The 17,641-nt window shown below is 68.0% G+C and carries 20 protein-coding genes; 11 read left to right on the top strand and 9 right to left on the bottom strand.

Features of this window, described 5'->3' with window-relative positions; all coding sequences use genetic code 11:
• The first annotated feature begins 19 nt into the window (after positions 1–19).
• Positions 20–1,621, top strand: a complete 1,602-nt coding sequence (locus SK803_RS35855) for a hypothetical protein (protein ID WP_319970628.1) — start codon at positions 20–22, stop codon at positions 1,619–1,621.
• A 5-nt stretch (positions 1,622–1,626) separates the two neighbouring features.
• On the opposite strand, the gene SK803_RS35850 is transcribed toward SK803_RS35855, so the two are convergent.
• Genes SK803_RS35850 through SK803_RS35835 form a run of 4 tightly spaced genes read right to left on the bottom strand, consistent with a single transcriptional unit; the run spans position 1,627 to position 5,202 of the window.
• The gene (locus SK803_RS35850; protein ID WP_319970627.1) at positions 1,627–2,769 is read right to left on the bottom strand and encodes a cysteine desulfurase-like protein; all 1,143 of its coding nucleotides are present in this window, start codon (positions 2,767–2,769) and stop codon (positions 1,627–1,629) included.
• A 4-nt stretch (positions 2,770–2,773) separates the two neighbouring features.
• A complete protein-coding gene (locus SK803_RS35845; RefSeq protein WP_319970626.1) occupies positions 2,774–3,370 on the bottom strand; it encodes a TetR/AcrR family transcriptional regulator in 597 nt (198 codons plus the stop codon).
• Positions 3,358–4,023 (bottom strand): YqeB family protein, encoded by a 666-nt coding sequence (locus SK803_RS35840; protein WP_319970625.1) that lies wholly within the window; start codon positions 4,021–4,023, stop codon positions 3,358–3,360. Before SK803_RS35840 ends, SK803_RS35845 begins: the two co-directional genes overlap by 13 nt.
• A 39-nt stretch (positions 4,024–4,062) precedes the next feature.
• Positions 4,063–5,202 (bottom strand): GNAT family N-acetyltransferase, encoded by a 1,140-nt coding sequence (locus SK803_RS35835; RefSeq protein ID WP_319970624.1) that lies wholly within the window; start codon positions 5,200–5,202, stop codon positions 4,063–4,065.
• Positions 5,203–5,257: 55 nt separating this feature from the next.
• Here SK803_RS35835 and SK803_RS35830 point away from each other — a divergent pair, with 55 nt between their 5' ends.
• The 3 genes from SK803_RS35830 to SK803_RS46650 all read left to right on the top strand — a co-directional run bounded on the left by SK803_RS35830 (position 5,258) and on the right by SK803_RS46650 (position 7,960).
• Positions 5,258–5,761, top strand: coding sequence for a DinB family protein (locus tag SK803_RS35830; protein ID WP_319970623.1), 504 nt, complete (start codon positions 5,258–5,260; stop codon positions 5,759–5,761).
• 79 nt (positions 5,762–5,840) lie between these two features.
• Complete coding sequence (locus tag SK803_RS35825; RefSeq protein ID WP_319970622.1) at positions 5,841–6,755, top strand: NADP-dependent oxidoreductase; 915 nt, start codon at positions 5,841–5,843, stop codon at positions 6,753–6,755.
• 71 nt (positions 6,756–6,826) lie between these two features.
• Positions 6,827–7,960, top strand: a complete 1,134-nt coding sequence (locus SK803_RS46650) for an endonuclease (RefSeq protein ID WP_406601631.1) — start codon at positions 6,827–6,829, stop codon at positions 7,958–7,960.
• Here SK803_RS46650 and SK803_RS35810 read toward each other — a convergent pair.
• On the bottom strand, positions 7,947–8,393 hold the full coding sequence (locus SK803_RS35810; RefSeq protein WP_319970621.1) for an NUDIX domain-containing protein: 447 nt from the start codon (positions 8,391–8,393) through the stop codon (positions 7,947–7,949). The genes SK803_RS46650 and SK803_RS35810 overlap by 14 nt on opposite strands.
• 10 nt (positions 8,394–8,403) lie before the next feature.
• Here SK803_RS35810 and SK803_RS35805 point away from each other — a divergent pair, with 10 nt between their 5' ends.
• Together SK803_RS35805 and SK803_RS35800 are read left to right on the top strand one after the other, a co-directional pair.
• Complete coding sequence (locus SK803_RS35805) at positions 8,404–9,468, top strand: DNA polymerase IV (RefSeq protein ID WP_319970620.1); 1,065 nt, start codon at positions 8,404–8,406, stop codon at positions 9,466–9,468.
• 28 nt (positions 9,469–9,496) lie between these two features.
• Entirely contained in the window at positions 9,497–9,712 is a 216-nt protein-coding gene (locus SK803_RS35800) for a hypothetical protein (protein WP_319970619.1), read from the top strand.
• A 4-nt stretch (positions 9,713–9,716) separates the two neighbouring features.
• Here the strand turns inward: SK803_RS35800 and SK803_RS35795 are convergent, their stop codons facing one another.
• A complete protein-coding gene (locus SK803_RS35795) occupies positions 9,717–10,454 on the bottom strand; it encodes a class I SAM-dependent methyltransferase (protein WP_319970618.1) in 738 nt (245 codons plus the stop codon).
• A gap of 73 nt (positions 10,455–10,527) precedes the next feature.
• Here SK803_RS35795 and SK803_RS35790 point away from each other — a divergent pair, with 73 nt between their 5' ends.
• The 4 genes from SK803_RS35790 (at position 10,528) to SK803_RS35775 (ending at position 14,595) form a co-directional block, all read left to right on the top strand.
• The gene (locus SK803_RS35790; protein WP_319970617.1) at positions 10,528–11,355 is read left to right on the top strand and encodes a hypothetical protein; all 828 of its coding nucleotides are present in this window, start codon (positions 10,528–10,530) and stop codon (positions 11,353–11,355) included.
• Positions 11,356–11,511: 156 nt separating this feature from the next.
• On the top strand, positions 11,512–11,691 hold the full coding sequence (locus SK803_RS35785) for a DUF397 domain-containing protein (RefSeq protein WP_319970616.1): 180 nt from the start codon (positions 11,512–11,514) through the stop codon (positions 11,689–11,691).
• 168 nt (positions 11,692–11,859) lie between these two features.
• Positions 11,860–12,726, top strand: coding sequence for a helix-turn-helix domain-containing protein (locus SK803_RS35780; RefSeq protein ID WP_319970615.1), 867 nt, complete (start codon positions 11,860–11,862; stop codon positions 12,724–12,726).
• Positions 12,727–13,008: 282 nt separating this feature from the next.
• Positions 13,009–14,595 (top strand): toll/interleukin-1 receptor domain-containing protein, encoded by a 1,587-nt coding sequence (locus SK803_RS35775; protein ID WP_319970614.1) that lies wholly within the window; start codon positions 13,009–13,011, stop codon positions 14,593–14,595.
• Positions 14,596–14,662: 67 nt separating this feature from the next.
• Here the strand turns inward: SK803_RS35775 and SK803_RS35770 are convergent, their stop codons facing one another.
• Genes SK803_RS35770 through SK803_RS35760 form a run of 3 tightly spaced genes read right to left on the bottom strand, consistent with a single transcriptional unit; the run spans position 14,663 to position 16,353 of the window.
• Positions 14,663–15,544 carry an SRPBCC domain-containing protein gene (locus tag SK803_RS35770; RefSeq protein ID WP_319970613.1) on the bottom strand — a complete coding sequence of 294 codons (882 nt, stop codon included), beginning with the start codon at positions 15,542–15,544 and terminating at the stop codon, positions 14,663–14,665.
• A gap of 4 nt (positions 15,545–15,548) precedes the next feature.
• A complete protein-coding gene (locus SK803_RS35765; RefSeq protein WP_086664002.1) occupies positions 15,549–15,860 on the bottom strand; it encodes an ArsR/SmtB family transcription factor in 312 nt (103 codons plus the stop codon).
• 37 nt (positions 15,861–15,897) lie between these two features.
• On the bottom strand, positions 15,898–16,353 hold the full coding sequence (locus SK803_RS35760; RefSeq protein ID WP_319970612.1) for a GyrI-like domain-containing protein: 456 nt from the start codon (positions 16,351–16,353) through the stop codon (positions 15,898–15,900).
• Between the two features lie 74 nt (positions 16,354–16,427).
• Here SK803_RS35760 and SK803_RS35755 point away from each other — a divergent pair, with 74 nt between their 5' ends.
• A complete protein-coding gene (locus SK803_RS35755) occupies positions 16,428–17,564 on the top strand; it encodes an aminotransferase-like domain-containing protein (RefSeq protein WP_319970611.1) in 1,137 nt (378 codons plus the stop codon).
• Positions 17,565–17,641: the final 77 nt, after the last annotated feature.

Here is a 17,641-nt window from a genome sequence, read left to right as displayed (position 1 = left end):
GTCGTGCCATGATCCGCACATGAACGTCCAGCGGTGGCAGGCGGCCGCGGTTCCGTGGTGGGTGACCAGGGTCGGTCTCGTCGGTGGCTGGATCGTCGCCTTCTACTTCGCGGCGAGCGCGAACGAGGCGCCCTGCACAACCGCACAGCCGTGTGTGCCGGACCCGTTGTTCTCTCTCGCTGTGGTGCCGCTGCTCGCCACGCCGTTGCTGCTGCTGTTCGGCCGTGTGCTCACGGGCTGCGCGATGGGCGTGGCGTTCGGTGTGCTGGACATCGTGCTCGACGGCAGTGCGGCGGCCAACGTCGCGTTTGGTCTGCACGCCGGCGCGTGCGCGATCGTGGCGGCGTGGACCCTCAGGTCGCGGGCGGACCAGCACGAGGCCGCGGGTGCGACGATCGTGTCGTTGCCGGACATGCCGCCGACGCGCGGAGTTCTGCGCATCGTCGCGGTGCTGCTGGTCGTCTTCGGGTTCCTCACGTTCGTGCAGTACGACCTCTCCAGCAGCGAGATCGAGCAGCACATCGCCAAGGCCAGCCGGGTGGAGGCCGAGGTCGTTGAGATCAAGGACACCTACGAGGTGTGGGTGGAGCTGCCGGATCGGCAACGCACCTCGTTCGAACCGCTCTCGCCGGAGTCGTACCAGGTGGGCGACGCGGTGCCGGTGATGGCGGACGGCACGTGGGTGCGGATGGCGAACGAGCCCGACGACGTCACGTGGTGGCTGACCCTCGGCGGCGCCGCCGTGTTCATGGCGGTCATGCTGGCCGTGCGGGAACGCCGCCGCCGCGCGTTGTGGACGGGCCCGGTCAAGGCGATCAAGCTGCAGGCCCATCCGGTCGGCCCGCGCCGGATCCTGTTGCGGCACAACAAACAGGACATCGCCACGGTCACCACGCTCGCGGATCTGGGGCTGGAGGAGCCGCTCTACCACGACACCGAGCAGTTCGGCCGGGTGTGGCGCGGCGAGGAGGATCCACCGGTGCAGCTCGACCCGGCGGAGATCCTCGTCGCGGGCGAGTGGCACCACGGCGGCCAGGTCGCGCTGCTGGTCGAGGGCGAGGTGGTGGCGACCAGCACGCTCAACAGGGTGCGTCCGCGGCACACCGTCCACAGTGCACACCTGCCGGGCGAACCCGTCACCGCGGGCACGGCGGTCGACCTGCCGCACGCGATGTGGCCCGGCGACCGGCGGCGCACCGAGGGCGTGGTGTTCCTGCTCGCCGCGGCCGGTGCGTTGATCGCGATGAAGTACTACCCGAGCCTGATCCTGCTCGGCCTGATCGGCGGGCAGTTCCTGTTGTCGGCGGTGAACAGGTTCCAGCCGTTGATGCGTCTCGACCACACGGCGGTGTTCCTCTACACAGGCGTGTGGACATACCGCGTGCCGTGGTCGCAGCTGCACGGAGTCCGCCGCTCGGGTCCCCAGCTCATGCTCGCGTTCGGCCCGCACGGCGACGTCATCACGACGCCGTACCTGCCGGACGCGCAGGCAGGCGAGAAGCTGATGTGGGCGCGCGCCCGGTCGTTGATCGCCGACCACACCGGTGAGCGGGTGACCCGCAGGCTGAACATCAGCGTGGTGGTCGGCCTGATCTACCTCGGGCTGATCCTGTTCATCTGACGCGGTTACCTCAAGCGGGCCACGGCCTTGAGCAGACGGTCCACATCGGACTCGTCGGTGTACGGCCCGATGCCGGCCCGCACCGCGCCCTTGTCGCCCAGGCCGAGCCACCGCGCGCACTCGATGGCGTAGAAGTGGCCGGCGGGCGCGTTCACGCCCTCGGCGCCGAGCCTGCGGTACACCTCGGCGGGATCCAGCCCGTCGACCGAGAACAGCACGGTCGGCGTGCGTGAGGAAGCCTTGCTGTAGATGCGGACGCCGAGTTCCCGCAGCCCGGACTCCAGCTGCTCGCGCAACCCGAGTTCGTGCTCCTCCAAGCCCTCCAGCGTGCGCATGAACTCCACCGCCGCGGTCGTCCCCGCCAGCAGTTCGTACGGCAGCGTGCCCAGCTCGAACCGTTCCGGCACGGCGTTCGTCGACGGCAGCAGCTTGTCCGGCCGCAGCGTCTCCAGCAGCTCCGGCGCGGCCGCCAGCACGCCGAGGTGCGGGCCGAGGAACTTGTACGGCGAGCACACGAAGAAGTCCGCGTCCAACGCCTCGACGTCGACCGGCACGTGCGGTGTGTAGTGCACGCCGTCGACGTAGACGAACGCCGCCATCTCGTGCGCCGCCCGCGCGATCTCCGCGACGTCCGGACGCGTGCCGAGCAGGTTCGACGCCGCCGTGATCGCGACGACGCGGGTGCGGTCGGACAGCAGCTTCGTCACCGACTCGACGGGCAGCTCCCCGGTCGTGCGGTCGAACGGCGCCCAGCGGACCGTGGCCCTGGCCGCCTCTGCCGCCTGCACCCACGGCCGGATGTTCGCGTCGTGGTCGATCCTGGTCACGATGATCTCGTCACCCGGCCGCCAGTTCTTCGACAGCGTGCGGGCGAAGTCGTAGGTCAGCTGGGTCATGCTGCGGCCGAACACGATGCTGCCCGCGTTCAGGAACTCGCTCATCGTCCTGCGCGCGGTCTGCACGACCTCCTCTGCCCGGCGTTCGGCTGCGGTGACCGAGCCGCGGTTCGCGATCGCCGAGGTCAGGGTGTCCCTGACCGCCTCGGCGACGACGTCGGGCACCTGCGCGCCGCCGGGCCCGTCGAAGTGCGCGGCACCCTCGCGCAACGCGGGGAAGTGGGCGCGGACCGCGGCGACGTCGTAAGCCATGACCTCATGGTGCTTGAGCACCCACGAATCGGGAAAGGATCAACCGGAGGGTGCTCACCTGATCGGCCGCGTCGAAGTCCGGGTCGACCAGCCTGCCGAACAGGCCGTCGACGAGTCCCTGCGCCCAGCTCGCCGCCGTCCGCGCGTCCACCGCGAGCGCGATCTGGCCGGCGTCGTGCGCGTTCTGCAGGAGTCGGGCCAGGCCGTCGCGCACCACCTGCTCGTTGCGGCCGACCAGCTCCCACAGCTCCGGATCGCGGCTCGCCTGCATCACGACCTCCAGCACCAGCCCGGCCACCGACCGGTCCAGCGCGGGCACGCACAGGTGGTCGACCACCATCAGCACGCCGTCCCACGGGCTGAGCTCCGCGGCCCTGGCGAAGACCTCGGCGTTGTCCTGGCCGTCCTGCTCGAAGATCTCGCGGAAGATCGCCCGTTTGGTGGGGAAGTAGTGGAACAGGCTGCCGGTGCTGATCCCGGCGGCCCTGCAGATGTCCGCGACGGTCGTCCGGTCGTAGCCCTTCTCCGCGAACAGGCCTGCCGCGGTGTCGGTGATGTGCCTCTTCTTCGCGGCGTGCTTGACCGGATCTACCGTTCGCACCTGTAGTACTGCCTCTTCTTCTCGTCCTTGACGTAGACACCGCGCTTGCGGATCTCCCGCGCCAATTCTGCGGCCTCCTCGTTCTCGTACTTCGAGATGGCCTTCCTGCGGGCGGTGAACAGCGCGTTCACGTCCGCCGCCAGGTCGGGCGCGTGTTCGACCCACATCCTGAAGTCGTTCGCGAACGGGTCGCCGTCGCGCCACCGGTAGCCCTGGCCGGTGAAGGCACGTTCGAGCCTGGCCTTGCTGAGATCGGACGTCTCACGGGCCAGCTCGGCGCCGTCCGGGGAGAGCAGGACGAGCTGCTTGCCGTCCGCGAACGCCGACTCGACCTCGTTGCGGCCGAAGTCGAAGGTCTTGTCGTCCTTCCTGAGCGTGACCCGGTCGTGCGAGATCTCGACCGTCATCATCTCCGCGGCCCAGAACAACGCGAACACCCCGCCGACGAGCGCGCCCACCGCGAGCGCCGCGACGGTCGCCCACGGCTCGGGGATGTCCGTGACCAGCTCGAACACGCCCTGGAACGGGAACCACCCGAGGGTGGTGATCCACCTGGCCGCCAGCTTGAGCCCCCACACCGCGGCGGCGCCGACAGCCGGGCAGAGCACCCAGATGCCGTACCGGACCGCCGCGATCTCCTGCACAGTCGTCATGGAGCCCAATACTAGACCGAGCGCTCGGTTTATTCTGATTCACGGCAGGTAGAAGGTGAGCAGATCGCTCGTGACCGGCGGGAACAGCGCGTACATCAGGTCCTTGTCCGGGCCTGGGTAGACGTCGGTGAACTGGCGTTGCAGCCCGTCGATGCCGTGCGGACCGAACAGCAGTGGTGCGAGGAGGTCCGGGGCGATGCCGGCTCCGCCCTGCTCGCCCGGCCCGATCACCGTGCCACCCCACTCGTACGGCCCGATTTCCTCGCCGTCCCAGCGGAAGCGGACGTGCGTGCGGTAGAAGCCGAGCAACACGTCGGTGGGTTCCTTGCCTCGCAACCGTTTCGTGAACACCGGGCGCAGGTGTTCGAAGAGCTTCGGGACGTCCGGAATTCGCACCAGGTACTGCTCCAGGCCGGGACGTCGCGGTTCGAGGAACTCCTCCAGCACCGGCAGTCGTTCCACGACCGAGTCCGGATTCACCAGGTGCACCAATGCTTTGACCGCATCGTCGTCGCCCGCGATCTCGCCGAGGACGACGTCGCCCTCTTCCGCCGGAGTGCTGCGACCGGTGGCGACCGGGGTGCCGTCGCGCTCGACCACCCACGTGGTGGAGCCGGTGCGGTTGATCAGCCAGCGCCAGCACGGCGTGGTGTGGCCCATGCGCAGATCGAAATTGCGCTGGACGTCGTCCTGGAACCGCTTCAGTGCGGGCACATCGGATTCGGTGGCGCGCCGGATCGTGTGTCCCGCAACGGCTTCGGGCCTCTTCGCGAGCGCCCTGGTCTGCTTGATCGGGATCGAGTACGTGTAGCCGAACTGGCGGTAGAAGTACGGGATGCCGATCATGATCTGGATCAGGTGACCGCGCCGGGCCGACCTCTCGTGCGCCCAGTCCATCAGTTGCCGCACCAGGCCCCTGCCCTCGTGTTCGACGTCCGTGGCGACCTGTTCGACCTGACCGGCAGGGATGTCGAGACCGGCGAGCGTCACGGTCTCGTCCATCAGGGTGGCGGTGGAGACGATCCGATCGCCTTCCGCCGCCACCCCGACCCAGTCGCAGCCCGCGTCCTGGTCGGTCATCAGCAGGCGGGCGTCGACGCCGTCGCTGGGATCCATCCGCGCGACGATGAGCTTCTCGACCTGGTCCACGTCTTCTGGGCGCGAGGCGCGAATGTCCACCGGCGGAGTGTTTCCAGGACGGTCGTTGTCCGCAAACGGTTTTAGGGTCGAGGGCATGGACTGGAACAAGCAGTTGACTGATCAGCTCGACTTCCACTGGAACCTCCAGTTGCGACCACGGCTGGAGGGGATGAGTGACGACGAGTACTTCTGGAAGCCCGTGCCGGACGCGTGGACCGTTCACCAGGACCACTCGATCGACTGGCAACACCCGACACCCGAGCCCGCGCCGGTCACCACGATCGCGTGGCGGATGGCGCACATCATCGTGGGCGTGTTCAACATGCGCACGGCCTCGCACTTCGGTGGACCGCCGGCCGACTACATGACGTGGCAGTACGCATCGACCGCCGACGACGCGCTGAAGCAGTTGGACGACGCGTACGAGGCGTGGATGGCCGGCGCGCGCAAGGCTGACCTCTCGCTGCCGGTGGGTCCGGCGGAGGGACCGTTCGCCGCGGAACCGATGGCGACCCTGGTGCTGCACATCAACCGGGAGGTGATCCACCACGGTGCGGAGATCGCACTGCTGCGGGATCTGTATCTGCGGGAGAGCTAGTCACCTCGAAGTGTATACTTTCTAAAAGTTTGCGCTAACTGCAAGATGGTGCCCACAGGGAACATCGAAGGGGATCATCATGCGAGTCATCACGCAGAAGACCGTGGGCGACACGTCCGTGCTGGAGGTCGCGGAGGTGGCGACGCCGGCGCCCGGTGCGGGTGAGGTGCTGGTCAAGGTAGATGCGGCCGGCGTGAACCCGGTCGACACGTACATCCGCGGCGGTGGGTTCCCCGCGCTCGGCGAGCCGCCGTTCACGCTGGGCTGGGACGTCGCGGGCACCGTCGAGCAGCTCGGCGAGGGCGTGCGGGGGTTCGCGGCCGGTGACGAGGTGTACGGGCTGCTCCCGTTCCCCGGCACGGGCGGTGGCTACGCCGAGTACGCCGTGGTGAACGCCTCCGACGTCGTGCGGCGGCCCTCGTGGCTGACCGTCGAGCAGGCGGGTGCGACGCCGATGGTGGCGCTGACGGCATGGCAGGCGCTCGTCGGTCGGGGCGGGCTTTCCGCTGGTCAGCGGGTGCTGATCCACGCCGCGGCGGGCGGTGTCGGGCACGTCGCGGTGCAGATCGCGAAGGCTCGGGGCGCGTACGTGATCGGCACGGCGTCGGCGGCCAAGCACGACTTCCTGCGCTCGCTCGGCGTGGACGAGGTGATCGACTACCGGCACCAGGACTTCACCGAGATCGAGCCGGTCGACGTGGTGCTCGACGCGATCGGCGGGGACGACGCCGAGCGCTCCGCCAAGGTGATCAAGCCGGGTGGCGTGCTCGTGTCGATCATTCCGGGCAACCCGGGTTTTGACGTTGACCGAGCTGTGGACCTCGGCATCCGGTTCGAGCTCTTCGCCAGCGTCTCCGCGTCCGGTACCGATCTCGCCGCGTTGCCGCAGCTCAAGGTGCAGATCGACCACGTCGTGCCGCTCGCGGACGTCGCGAAGGCGCACGAGCTCGTCGAGTCCGGGAGGACCACGGGCAAGGTCGTCCTGGTGCCGTGACCGCTCGTTAACCATCCGTTGACCATGTACATCGATCGTGTGCGAAACATTCACACGATCGGGGAGTGCTCATGGCGCGGTGGAGTCCACTTGCTTTAGTCGTCGCACTGTTGGCGGCGGTCGGCCTGTACGGGTCGACCGCCGCTTTTGCCGAGGAGCCGCTCAAGGTCGCCGACGCGATCAGTCAGCAGTCCGGGGCGTCGGCGACTGTCCGCGGGTACGTCGTGGGCCAGCCCACGGCCACGAACACGGTCGTCACTTCGGGTTATCCGAACGACTACGCCCTCGCGCTGGCTGACTCGGCCTCCCAGACCAGCACTTCGAGCATGATCTACGTGCAGATCCCGTCGGCGTTCCGCGCCTCGTGGGGGCTTCGCACCAACCCGTCGCTGCTGGGCAAGCAGATCGACGTGACGGGCACGTTGAGCGCGTACTTCTCGCACCCCGGTCTGACCTCGTCCACGGCGTTCGCGTTCGCCGGCACAACACCGCCGCCGACGTCGACACCACCTTCGACGTGCACCGGCTACTACGCGACGGCCTGCAACAAGACCGGCACGGCGTTGAAGTCGGCGTTGAACAGCATCATCCGCACCCAGACCAAGCTCAGCTACGACCAGGTCTGGAACGCGCTGAAGGACACCGACCAGGACCCGGCCAACCCGAACAACGTGATCCTGCTGTACAGCGGCCGTTCGCAGTCGAAGTCGACCAACGGTGGCGGCGTGAACGACTGGAACCGCGAGCACGTCTGGGCGAAGTCGCACGGTGACTTCGGCACGGCGACCGGTCCAGGCACCGACATCCACCACCTGCGGCCGGAGGACGTGTCGGTGAACGCCACCCGCGGCAACCTGGACTTCGACAACGGCGGATCTGCCGTCCCCGAGGCGTCCGGCAGCTTCTACGACGGTGACTCGTTCGAGCCGCGCGCCGCCGTGAAGGGCGACGTCGCGCGCATGCTGTTCTACATGGCCGTGCGCTACGAGGGCACCGACGGCTTCGCGAACCTGGAGATGAACAACTTCGTCAACAACGGGTCCGCGCCGTACATGGGCAAGCTGTCGGTCCTGAAGCAGTGGAGCCAGCTGGACCCGCCGGACGCGTTCGAGCAGCGGCGCAACCAGGTGATCTTCGACAGCTACCAGCACAACCGGAACCCGTTCATCGACCACCCGGAGTGGGTCAGCTCTATCTGGCCGTGAGTCGTTCGAGGAAGGGGCGTTGCGCGGAGACGATCTTCGCGCTCGCCTCCTCCACGCTGAACCACTGAACGCGGTCGACCTCGGGGAACGTCTTCTTCTGGCCGGACTTCGGCGGCCACTCCATCTCGAACGTGCCGGGCGTGACCGTCTCCGGGTCGAGGTCGCCCTCGAGCGCCCACACGGTGATGACCTTGCCGGAGCCCTTGGCCTCGCCGAGCGGGATCAGTTCACCCTCGGGCACCGGCAGACCGAGCTCTTCGGTGAACTCGCGCCGCGCGGCTGCCTCGGGCGTCTCGTCGTCGGTGTACTCGCCCTTCGGCACGGACCACGCGCCGGCGTCCTTGCGGGCCCAGAACGGGCCGCCCATGTGCCCCAGCAGCACTTCGAGCTGGGTGGTTCGTCTGAACAGCAGGATTCCGGCCGACCGTTTCATACTGTCCAGCATGGCGGACGACTGGGTCCTGCACGTGGACCTCGACCAGTTCATCGCCGCGGTCGAGGTGCTGCGCGATCCGTCGTTGCGCGGAAAGCCCGTGGTGGTGGGTGGCAACGGCGACCCGACCGAGCGCGCGGTCGTGGCCACGGCGTCCTACGAGGCACGCGAGTTCGGCGTGCACTCCGGGATGCCGTTGCGGACCGCGTTCAAGAAGCTGCCGGACGCGATCTTCCTGCCCGCCGACCACGCGCTGTACGAGGCGGCGTCGGCGGACGTGATGGCCGTGCTGAGGTCGTTCCCGGTCGTCGTCGAGGTGATGGGCTGGGACGAGGCGTTCGTGGGCGCCACCGTGGATGATCCGGTCGTGCTGGCGCGGTCGTTGCAGGCGGCGGTCCTGGAGTCGACCGGGCTGCACTGCTCGGTGGGCATCGGCGACAACAAGCTGCGCGCCAAGATCGCGACCGACTTCGGCAAGCCCGCCGGGGTGTTCGAGCTGACCCGCGCGAACTGGGCCGAGGTGATGGGACACCGGCCGACGTCCGCGCTGTGGGGCATCGGCGCGAAGACCGAGCGCAAGCTGGCTGAGCTGGGCTTCTCGACCGTCGCGGAGCTGGCGTCCGCTTCCGTGGACGCGCTGGCCGCCCGGTTCGGCCCGCGGATGGGCCCGTACTACCGGACCGTGGCGCTCGGTGCGGGCGACACGGTCGTGAGCGCGACACCGTGGGTCGTGAAGTCGCGTTCGCACGAGAAGACCTTTCAGCAGGACCTCGCGTCGTTGGAGGACATCCGCCGTGAGGTCGTGGCGCTGGCCCACCAGGTTGCTGTTGACGTGGTCGCCGAGGGCCGTCCTGCCGTGCGCGTCGGCGTGAAGGTGCGCTTCGTGCCGTTCTTCACGAAGGTGCGCGCGATGAAGCTGCCTGCGCCGACGTCCTCCGCGGACGAGCTGGCAGAGGCCGCGCTGACCGTGCTGGACCGCTTCGAACACGGTCGCGCCGTACGTCTTTTGGGGGTACGCGCAGAATTCTCTGCCGATGATGTCGAACCGAAGCCTTCTCCTTCGACGTATCCATGAGTAGACGCTTTACGGCTAGGAGAAGAAGATGACCGCCTCATCGCTCACACACCGCGACCGCGCCGTTCTCAGAGCCGTTGCCGACGGCCGATGCGAGCTCACCGGAAGCTTCCTGCTCGTCGACGGCTTGTGCTGTGCCGACCAGTTCGCCGGCCTGCGCCTGACCTCGGCGGGCCTGATCAACGCCGGTTCCGGCCCGGCGGCGCTCACCACTGCGGGCTACGAGATCCTCGCCGCGGCCTGATTTCTCACTTTCTGGGGATCTCGTTCTTGCGGAAGACCGACATCAGGTACCTGTTGGCGAACAGATAGCCGCCGTCCGCGGTTCGGAACTGTTCTGTCGCCGCCCTGATCTTGGCCGCGACACTTTCTTCACCCTCGCTCTCGATGATGGGCTGGACGCTGCCCACGCTCAGCATGGCGCGCAGCATCGTGGCCTCGTCGGGATGTTCCTGAGGAATGTCGATCGTGAGTTTCTGCCGCGGCTCCGGCAACCTCGTGCCCCTGCGCCCGCTCGGCCCCCGGACGGCCCGCGCGATGGTGATGATGTCGCTCGGCTGCTCCGGATGCCACTCGCACACGACCACGTAGTCCTTGCTGACCCTGACCGCCTCCGCGAAGGCCTCCTCGGGATCGGCCGCGAAGAACAGCGCGTTGAACGCCGTCACGACGTCGAACGTGCCGTCGGGCCAAGGCAACGGCCCCAACGCGCGTTCGTGGAACTCGGCGGTGCTCGACTGCCGCGCCAACGCGATCATGGCGGGCGAGATGTCGATCCCGGTGGCCTTGGCGCCTGCTTCCGTTGCGGTGGCGCAGAACTCGCCGCTGCCGCAGGCCAGGTCGAGGACCGTGGTGCCGGCGCCGATGCCCGTGCGTTCGATCGCGGTCTTCCAGGCGGGCATGGACATCTTCGCGCCGTGCGCTGCTCGATGCGCGGCCCGGCGGCCCCACAGCTCGCCTTCCCGGACTGCCTGCGAGTCGGTCATCCCCCGACCCTATCCAGGTGATCGACTGGGTGCTCGCGGAAATCCGCTGGCCGGTCTGCGGATCATGGCCGGTATGGGCGTCTTGACGCGGGTGCTTCGCGAACTGGGTGGTGAAGAGGCGCTGGACCGGCTCGCGCGGCTGTCCGGCAGCGACCTCACGTCCGTGCTGCTCGCGCTGATGCGACGGCGTGCGGGCGCGTTGTCCGGGCCGGATGTGTTGCGGCAGTACCGTTCCGACCGCTTCGTGGCGCCGGCGGAGGTGCCGTTCGCGGTGCTGCGTGCCGCGGAGGACCGGCTGCTGGCCGCGCTGCCCTCGTCGTTCTCCGTGCTGGGTCTCGCACCCGTGGCCCCGCTGGGGACGTGCTCCGCGGTGGCCGAGCAGAACCAGAACAACGTGCTGTCGACCGTGCGCGGCACCGAGGTCGCGGCCGACCCGACCAACGCGCTGGCGCTCGAAGCCGCGGTGCGCAGGCAATCCGGGCCGGACGACGTGCGGCTCGCGGCCGTGCAGCGCGTCGTGCGGGCGCAGTTGTTCGGCGGTGCCGGGAGGTTCGCGCACTTCACGTTGTTCGCCGCGGTGTCGGCGGGGCGGGATCGTGGGTCGCTTTCCTTTGAGCGCCAGCACTTCGCCGAGCACATCGCGTTCCTGCGCGAGGCGTGCGGGGACATCGAGGTGCGCGTGACGGTGCTGGATCCGCGGTTCGAGGTGGTGCGCGGTGAGTTGCCCGCGGACCCGTCGAGGCACACCGGGTACTACGAAGGCCTGTGCTTCAAGGTCTTTCGTGGCGGCGTGGAAATCGGCGACGGCGGGTTCGTCGACTGGACACAGCGGCTGACGGGCAACCGCAAGGAACGGTTGTTGATCAGCGGCGTGGGTGTTGACCGTTTCGCCACTTGTTGATTCCATGTGGTACCAACAACTTCTGCTTGCGCTGTCCTTGAAATGACACCTTTCTGTCTACTGGGTGGCGCACCTCTGGCGGTGTCTCGATCAACTTGCCGGACCTAGGCTCGGGTGTGGCCTTGTCGGGTCGGGGACCTTGCCGGGAGGGCGACGATGGCGGCGGAGCTCAGGTGGAAGCGCAGTTCGTACAGCGGCGGCGACGCCAACACTTGTGTTGAGTGTGCTGGTGACGGCCGGGCAGTGCGGATCAGGGACTCCAAGGACCGTCGCCGGCTGGAGCTCCACGTTGCGACGGCCGGATGGCGCGCGTTCCTGGCTTTTGCTCGTTCGTGAGTGTGCCGAACGGGTGACGCCTCCACACGGAAGGCGTCAAAGGCTTGATCAACTATGCCTCGGGCTGCTATCTCTCCCTTCGAAACCTGGCCAATTGGTTGACATCAGTATGGAACCTCTCCAATTGGCCGCTACCATTCTGCTACCTAGCAGATTGAGGGAGGAGGGGTGTTGCCCCGCAAGGAAAGTCCCGTCGTTCTGCAGAAGCGACTGCTCACGGAGTTGAGGCAGACGCGGGACGGACTCGGTCTCAGTCAGCAGGCTGTCGCGGAAGCGATGGACTGGTCCGTTTCGAAACTGATCAGGATTGAAAAGGGGGAGAACAAGATCTCCGTCACCGACGTCCAGGCACTTCTCTTCCATTACGGCGTGCGGGACGACGCCCGTGTCGCCGAGATGGTGGGGATGACCCGGGCGATCCGGCAGTTGAAGTCGGCGTGGATGGAGAAGTACCGCGGCTCGTTCAGCGAGCAGTTCGCGAAGTTCGTGGAGCTGGAAACCGCCGCCATCCGCATCCGGCAGCTTCAGCTCAACGTCGTGTCCGGACTGCTGCAGACTCCCGACTACGCGCACGCGCTGGTCAAGAGCTACGGGAACCCGGACGAGGTCGTCGAACGCGGTGTCGAGATCCGCATGCACCGCCAGGCGGTGCTGGATCCGGACGGTCCCGAGATCTACATCATCCTCGACGAGTCGGTGCTGCACCGGGTCATCGGCAACGAGGGCGTGCTCCGCAGGCAGTTGCTGCGGATCAGGGAGGTCGCGGCGCTGGACCACGTGACGATCCAGATCGTGCCGTTCTCCGCGGGCATCCACCCGGCGATGAAGGGCTCGTTCTCGATCCTCGAGTTCTCCGAGGGGGAGGAGGACTTCGCTTTGCTGCTCGAACATCCAGGTCGTGACGAGCTGATGACGTCGGGGCCGGAGCTCAAGGAGTACCTGAACCACTTCTTCAAGCTGGAGGACTTCGCGTTGCCCGCCGCTGAAACGCCGAACGTGATCGACCGCCGACTCGCAGAGCTGGGAGGTTCCTGATTCGCAGGTCCGGGCGGGTGGCTGCGCCACAGCCACCCGTCCGATGGCAACTCACAACCGAACCCCAAGTCCCATGAGGCGAGGCGATGTCGCCGTCCGTCAGCGTATGACGTTCGAACCCTGATGAGTGCCGCCATCCAGGTCCCGTTCGGGTGATTGGTCCTCGCCGCACCGGTCCAGCCGGATCGGTGCGCGACCGCACCCGCAGGAGGCGCACCATGTGCAACGTCACCAGAGATCGCGTTCAGCCCCTCGTGAGTCATTCCGGGAAGGGTTGCCGCGATGGCCATATTCGTTAGCTACAGCAGTAGCGATGGAGGCCCTGCGGCGTCGGCGGTGGTGGAAGCGTTGCGGGCCCGTGGTTTCGACGTGCTCTGGGACGGCGATCTCACGATCATCCACCCGTTGTCCATTCCGGCCTGGATGGAGAGCGCCGTCCGCGATCGGACGGTGCTGGTCATCGTGTCGGACGACTACCTGAAAGCGTTGCTGTCCAACGACTTCGTGGAGCGCAGGGGAGTGCGCTACGAAGCGGGACTGGTGCGGCACAAGATCTACCACCACGGCGGGGCGCACGGCTGCGCGGTGTTGCCGGTGGTGCCGCCGGAGGTCGACGCGAACGCGTTGCCGTCCGTCCTGCAGCAGCTGGTGATCCACCGCTTCGATCCCAGCACCCGCAACGGAGAGGAGGACCTGGTGCGCAGTCTCGGTGTGCTCGAGGTGGGGAACGGGGGTGGCGCGATGTACCCGGAATCCGAAGGGGTGCACCGGACCCGGATGATGCTGGCCGGTCTGGAGGCCTGCCCGCCGTCCTCCGCGCAGGCCTATCAGCTGGCGCACGACCTGGTGGAGCACGGCGAGGGCGATCTCGAACTCGCCAGGGCGTTCGACTCGGTGGTCGGTGTGGCCAAGGCGCACGGCGACGTGCGGCTGGTCAGCCGGTTGTCCGAGGTGTGCCTGAAGACGCTCTCGTCGACGTTGCCGCTGAAGGGCGAAGGGGCGTTGAAGGCGAAGGTCCTCGTCTCGGGGCAGGCGTGGCACCTGTTGCGGGAGCACCGTTTCAGTCAGGCGGCCTCGGTGGCCGAGGAGGGGACGCAGATCGCGAAGAAGTACCGCGACCTGTACACGGCCGCCCGCGGGCAACGTGCCCATGCGCGGGTTTTCCTGCACATGGCAACGGAAGCGCTGCCGTACGACCGCGAGTTCTACCTGCGCAACTGCGAGCATCTGCTGATCCTCGCGACCACGTTGTTCCGTTCCATCTCCGGTCCGACGAGCGAGGAGGTCGGGGTGTGCGCCTCGCTCAACGCGGAGAAGCAGTTGCTGCGGTACGAGATGACGGGGGAACGCGCCGAGCTCACGGCCGCGTGGGAACGCTCGCAGGTGGCCGAGGGACTGCTCACGCCGGGCACCGAGCCGTACCAGTGGCTCACCGTCCTGCAGGCGCGGTTGTCCCTCGCCGCCCGGAAGTACAACGAGGGCAAGGAGTTCGTCACCGACGTCATCGCCACCGCGGACTTCCCCGAGGTGGTCGCGAGGTCCAGACAGGTGCGCGCCGACCTGCTGCTCGCCACTCGCGAGAAGGCAGAAGCGCTGCGGGACCTCCTCGACGCCGAGGAGCAGTTCCGCGAGCTCGGCTGCGACTACGCGGCGGCGACGTGCTGGTGGACGATCGCGAAGATCGACTCGACGAAGCTCGTCAGCTTCCGGCTCTCGACGGCCGACGTGCTCCGGCTGGAAGACCTCGCGCCGGACCCGCGTGACCGGCGGCTGGCCGTGCTCGAACACGAACACCGGTCGGCGAAGCGGCTCGGCCGGCGCAGCGCGCCGGACTGGGCCTGTCTCGTCGACCGCGTGCAGCACGAGTGACTTCTTCGACGCGGCCGTTGCGCGACGGCCGCGTCCGGGTTGCCAGGCGGTCTTGTCCTGTCGCTCCTCAGCGCTCGGCGTAGCGCTTGACCAGTTCCTCCTCTCGTTCCGCCGGCCACGGGCAGCGGATCTCGCCCTGCGTGGCCGCGAAGAACAGCTCCAGGTGCACGTGCCACGCCGCGAGCGCCTCGGGGCCGTGTGCGTTCTCCTGGACCAGCGTGACCGTGGTGCCCTGCAGCGGCACGTGGTCGAACTCCCAGCGCACGACGCCCTTCGGTGCGCCGTCCTGGAGCCACTCGTACTCCAGCAGGCGCGGCGCCTCGGACCGTGTGACCTCGCCGGGCTGGATGCCGGGATGTGCGGCGCGCGCGGGCACGCCGTCCTCGGTGCCCTCGGTGAGCACGTTCCAGACGTCGTCGAGCGGTTTCCAGACCAGATCGCGGACGAACCGCACGCCCGCGGCCTCGTCCGTGCCCTCGTCGAGGCCGAACTTCGCGACGTAGTGCTCGATCCGCGACAGCCATTCCGTCGGCGGTTCGAACTCGGTGCCGTCGGCGTGGGCGACCAGCGCGTCCAGGCAGGTGGTCCAGCCGGGCGCGTCGCGGCCGATGGTGAGCTTCGTGGTGACCACGGCGGTGAACACCAGCAGACAGCCGTCCTCGTCCGGCAGGATCTCGAAGCGCAGCACGTCGTTGATCCAGCGGAAGGCGAACACCTTCGGCGGGTCGGACTCGAGCAGTTCGCCCTCGCCGCCGTCCGCGTCGACGGGTGCCGCCTCCGGGAACGTGAAGCGCATCTTCTGGCCGTCGATCTCGACCTCGGCCGGGAACCAGTGCTTCATCTCGGCCGGCTCGGTGACCACCCGCCAGACCTTCTCCGGTGAGTGCCGCAGCCTGCGCTCGAAGCGCAGGACGGGCTTGCCTTCGATCATCCGCAGTTCGGCGTCCACGGGTTCAGTCCCCTTCGATCTCGTCGAGTCGTCGTTCGAGCGCGTCCAGGCTCTTCTCCCACATCCGCCGGTAGGGCGCGAGCCAGGCGTCGATCTCCTCCAGCGGACCGGGGGAGAGCCGGTACCAGCGCCGTTGGGCGTCGGTGCGCACCTCGACCAGACCGGCCTCGCGCAACACCTTGAGGTGCTTCGAGACGGTCGGCTGCGTCAGCGTCAGCCGGTCGACGAGATAGCCGACCGGCCGCTCGCGTTCACGCAGCAGGTCGAGGATCTCCCGGCGACTCGGATCCGCCAGCACGGCGAATGTAGATGCCATGCCAGCAATATAGCTCGGTCGGCATATAAGCGCGACCTCAGTCGGCGATTCGGATCGCCACCTCCGTCTTCCAGTTGGCGGGGTCGGGCTCGACCGCGGGGTCGGTGAAGTACGTCTCCAGCCGGGCACCCCAGTTGTCGCCGTCGCGGTCGAAGCGCAGGGTGCTGCCGGTGAGCCGTTCGGTGACGGCGGCGAGCCCGTCCAGGTGGCCCTCGTGCAACTCCACCGCGTACTGGCCGCCGGGCAGCGTCGCGGTGAACACCTCCCCGTCGCCCGGCACCTCGGCGATGGTGGGGATCCCGGCCTCCACCTCGTACTCCTCGCCCGTGACGCGTAAGTACCGGAAGAACGGCGCGCCGAGGATCGGTAACTCGCGATCGGCCAGCCACTGCATGACCTCGGGAAAGCGGTCGGCGATCTTGGCGAACGTCTCCGGCGTCACGGTGGCCCGGACGGCGGCGTAGGGCTGGTCTTCACGCGTCTCGATGTCCATGCCACCACGCTAGCCACGAGCCCTGACAGAAAATCGCGGTTCACTCGGAACCATCCCCGATTAACGTGAAGTTCATGCACCGCACCCTCTCCGTGGCCAGCTCCCCGGTGCGCGACCTGCTCGCGCTGACCTCGCGCCCCGAGGTGATTTCCTTCGCGGGTGGACTTCCCGCCCCCGAACTGTTCGACCTGGACGGTCTGCGCACCGCCTACGAGACCGCGTTGCAGGACCGCTCAGTGCTGCAATACGCCCCCACAGAAGGAAACCCGGCCCTGCGCGAGCTGGTCTCCTCCCGCCTGACCGGCCGCGGACTGCCCACTCCGGACGTCCTGATCACCACCGGCTCCCAGCAGGCCCTGAGCCTGGTGGCCACCGCCCTGCTGCAACCAGGCGCCGTCGTGGCCGTCGAAGAACCGACGTATCTGGCTGCGCTGCAATGCTTCCAGATGGCCGGCGCCCGAATCGCGCCCGTCGCCGGCGACGCCGACGGCCTGGATCCGGACTCGTTGCGGTCCGTCGTCGCCACGCACCAGCCGTCGTTGTTGTACCTGGTTCCCACCTTCGCGAACCCGACCGGCCGCACCCTGTCCGCCGCCCGCCGCGCGGAAGTCGCCGCACTGGCCGCCGAGCGCGACTTCTGGATCGTCGAGGACGACCCGTACGGCGAACTCCGCTACCGCGGTTCGGCCGTCGCACCACTCGCATCCATCAGCGATAGAACCGTTTACCTGGGCAGCTTCTCGAAGATCGGCGCGCCGGGCATGCGGCTGGGATGGCTCCGGGCGCCCGCGGACCTGCTCCGCACGTTGGTGATCGTGAAACAGGCCACCGACCTGCACACGTCCACAGTGGACCAAGCTGCCGCGGCTTTGTATTTGACGCACAACGATCTTGACGCCCACGTTGCCCGGCTGTGCGTCGAATACGGCGCGCGCCGTGACGCGATGATCGCCGCGCTGCCCGCCACGGTTCCGGACGGCACGACTTGGTCGGATCCGGACGGCGGCATGTTCGTGTGGCTGCGGTTGCCGGGCTCCGCGGACAGCGCCGTGCTGCTGAAGGAGGCGCTGCGGCATGACGTCGCTTTCGTGCCGGGCGCACCGTTCTTCGCCACGACGCCTGATCACGCGACGTTCCGGATGTCCTTCACCACCAACACGCCGGCGGAGATCGCGGAAGGCATGTCGCGCCTGGCTGAGGTGCTCCGGTGAGCCTGCTCGCCTGAGAGTGTCGGACCTCGTGAGTACGTTGAAACGCAGGGGTTCCCAGCTCGGGGGTACCCCTGCGC

The organism is Lentzea miocenica (assembly GCF_033949945.1).
GTDB lineage: Bacteria > Actinomycetota > Actinomycetes > Mycobacteriales > Pseudonocardiaceae > Lentzea > Lentzea miocenica.
Note: the sequence above shows the minus strand (reverse complement) of the source record. Positions and strands in the feature narration are given on the sequence as shown.

Coding starts and splice junctions, on each gene's coding strand:
- SK803_RS35855 (WP_319970628.1), top strand. CDS start 20: ATGAACGTCCAGCGGTGGCAGGCGGCCGCGGTTCCGTGGTGGGTGACC.
- SK803_RS35850 (WP_319970627.1), bottom strand. CDS start 2,769: ATGGCTTACGACGTCGCCGCGGTCCGCGCCCACTTCCCCGCGTTGCGC.
- SK803_RS35840 (WP_319970625.1), bottom strand. CDS start 4,023: ATGACGACTGTGCAGGAGATCGCGGCGGTCCGGTACGGCATCTGGGTG.
- SK803_RS35830 (WP_319970623.1), top strand. CDS start 5,258: ATGGACTGGAACAAGCAGTTGACTGATCAGCTCGACTTCCACTGGAAC.
- SK803_RS35825 (WP_319970622.1), top strand. CDS start 5,841: ATGCGAGTCATCACGCAGAAGACCGTGGGCGACACGTCCGTGCTGGAG.
- SK803_RS46650 (WP_406601631.1), top strand. CDS start 6,827: ATGGCGCGGTGGAGTCCACTTGCTTTAGTCGTCGCACTGTTGGCGGCG.
- SK803_RS35810 (WP_319970621.1), bottom strand. CDS start 8,393: ATGAAACGGTCGGCCGGAATCCTGCTGTTCAGACGAACCACCCAGCTC.
- SK803_RS35805 (WP_319970620.1), top strand. CDS start 8,404: ATGGCGGACGACTGGGTCCTGCACGTGGACCTCGACCAGTTCATCGCC.
- SK803_RS35800 (WP_319970619.1), top strand. CDS start 9,497: ATGACCGCCTCATCGCTCACACACCGCGACCGCGCCGTTCTCAGAGCC.
- SK803_RS35795 (WP_319970618.1), bottom strand. CDS start 10,454: ATGACCGACTCGCAGGCAGTCCGGGAAGGCGAGCTGTGGGGCCGCCGG.
- SK803_RS35790 (WP_319970617.1), top strand. CDS start 10,528: ATGGGCGTCTTGACGCGGGTGCTTCGCGAACTGGGTGGTGAAGAGGCG.
- SK803_RS35785 (WP_319970616.1), top strand. CDS start 11,512: ATGGCGGCGGAGCTCAGGTGGAAGCGCAGTTCGTACAGCGGCGGCGAC.
- SK803_RS35775 (WP_319970614.1), top strand. CDS start 13,009: ATGGCCATATTCGTTAGCTACAGCAGTAGCGATGGAGGCCCTGCGGCG.
- SK803_RS35765 (WP_086664002.1), bottom strand. CDS start 15,860: ATGGCATCTACATTCGCCGTGCTGGCGGATCCGAGTCGCCGGGAGATC.
- SK803_RS35760 (WP_319970612.1), bottom strand. CDS start 16,353: ATGGACATCGAGACGCGTGAAGACCAGCCCTACGCCGCCGTCCGGGCC.
- SK803_RS35755 (WP_319970611.1), top strand. CDS start 16,428: ATGCACCGCACCCTCTCCGTGGCCAGCTCCCCGGTGCGCGACCTGCTC.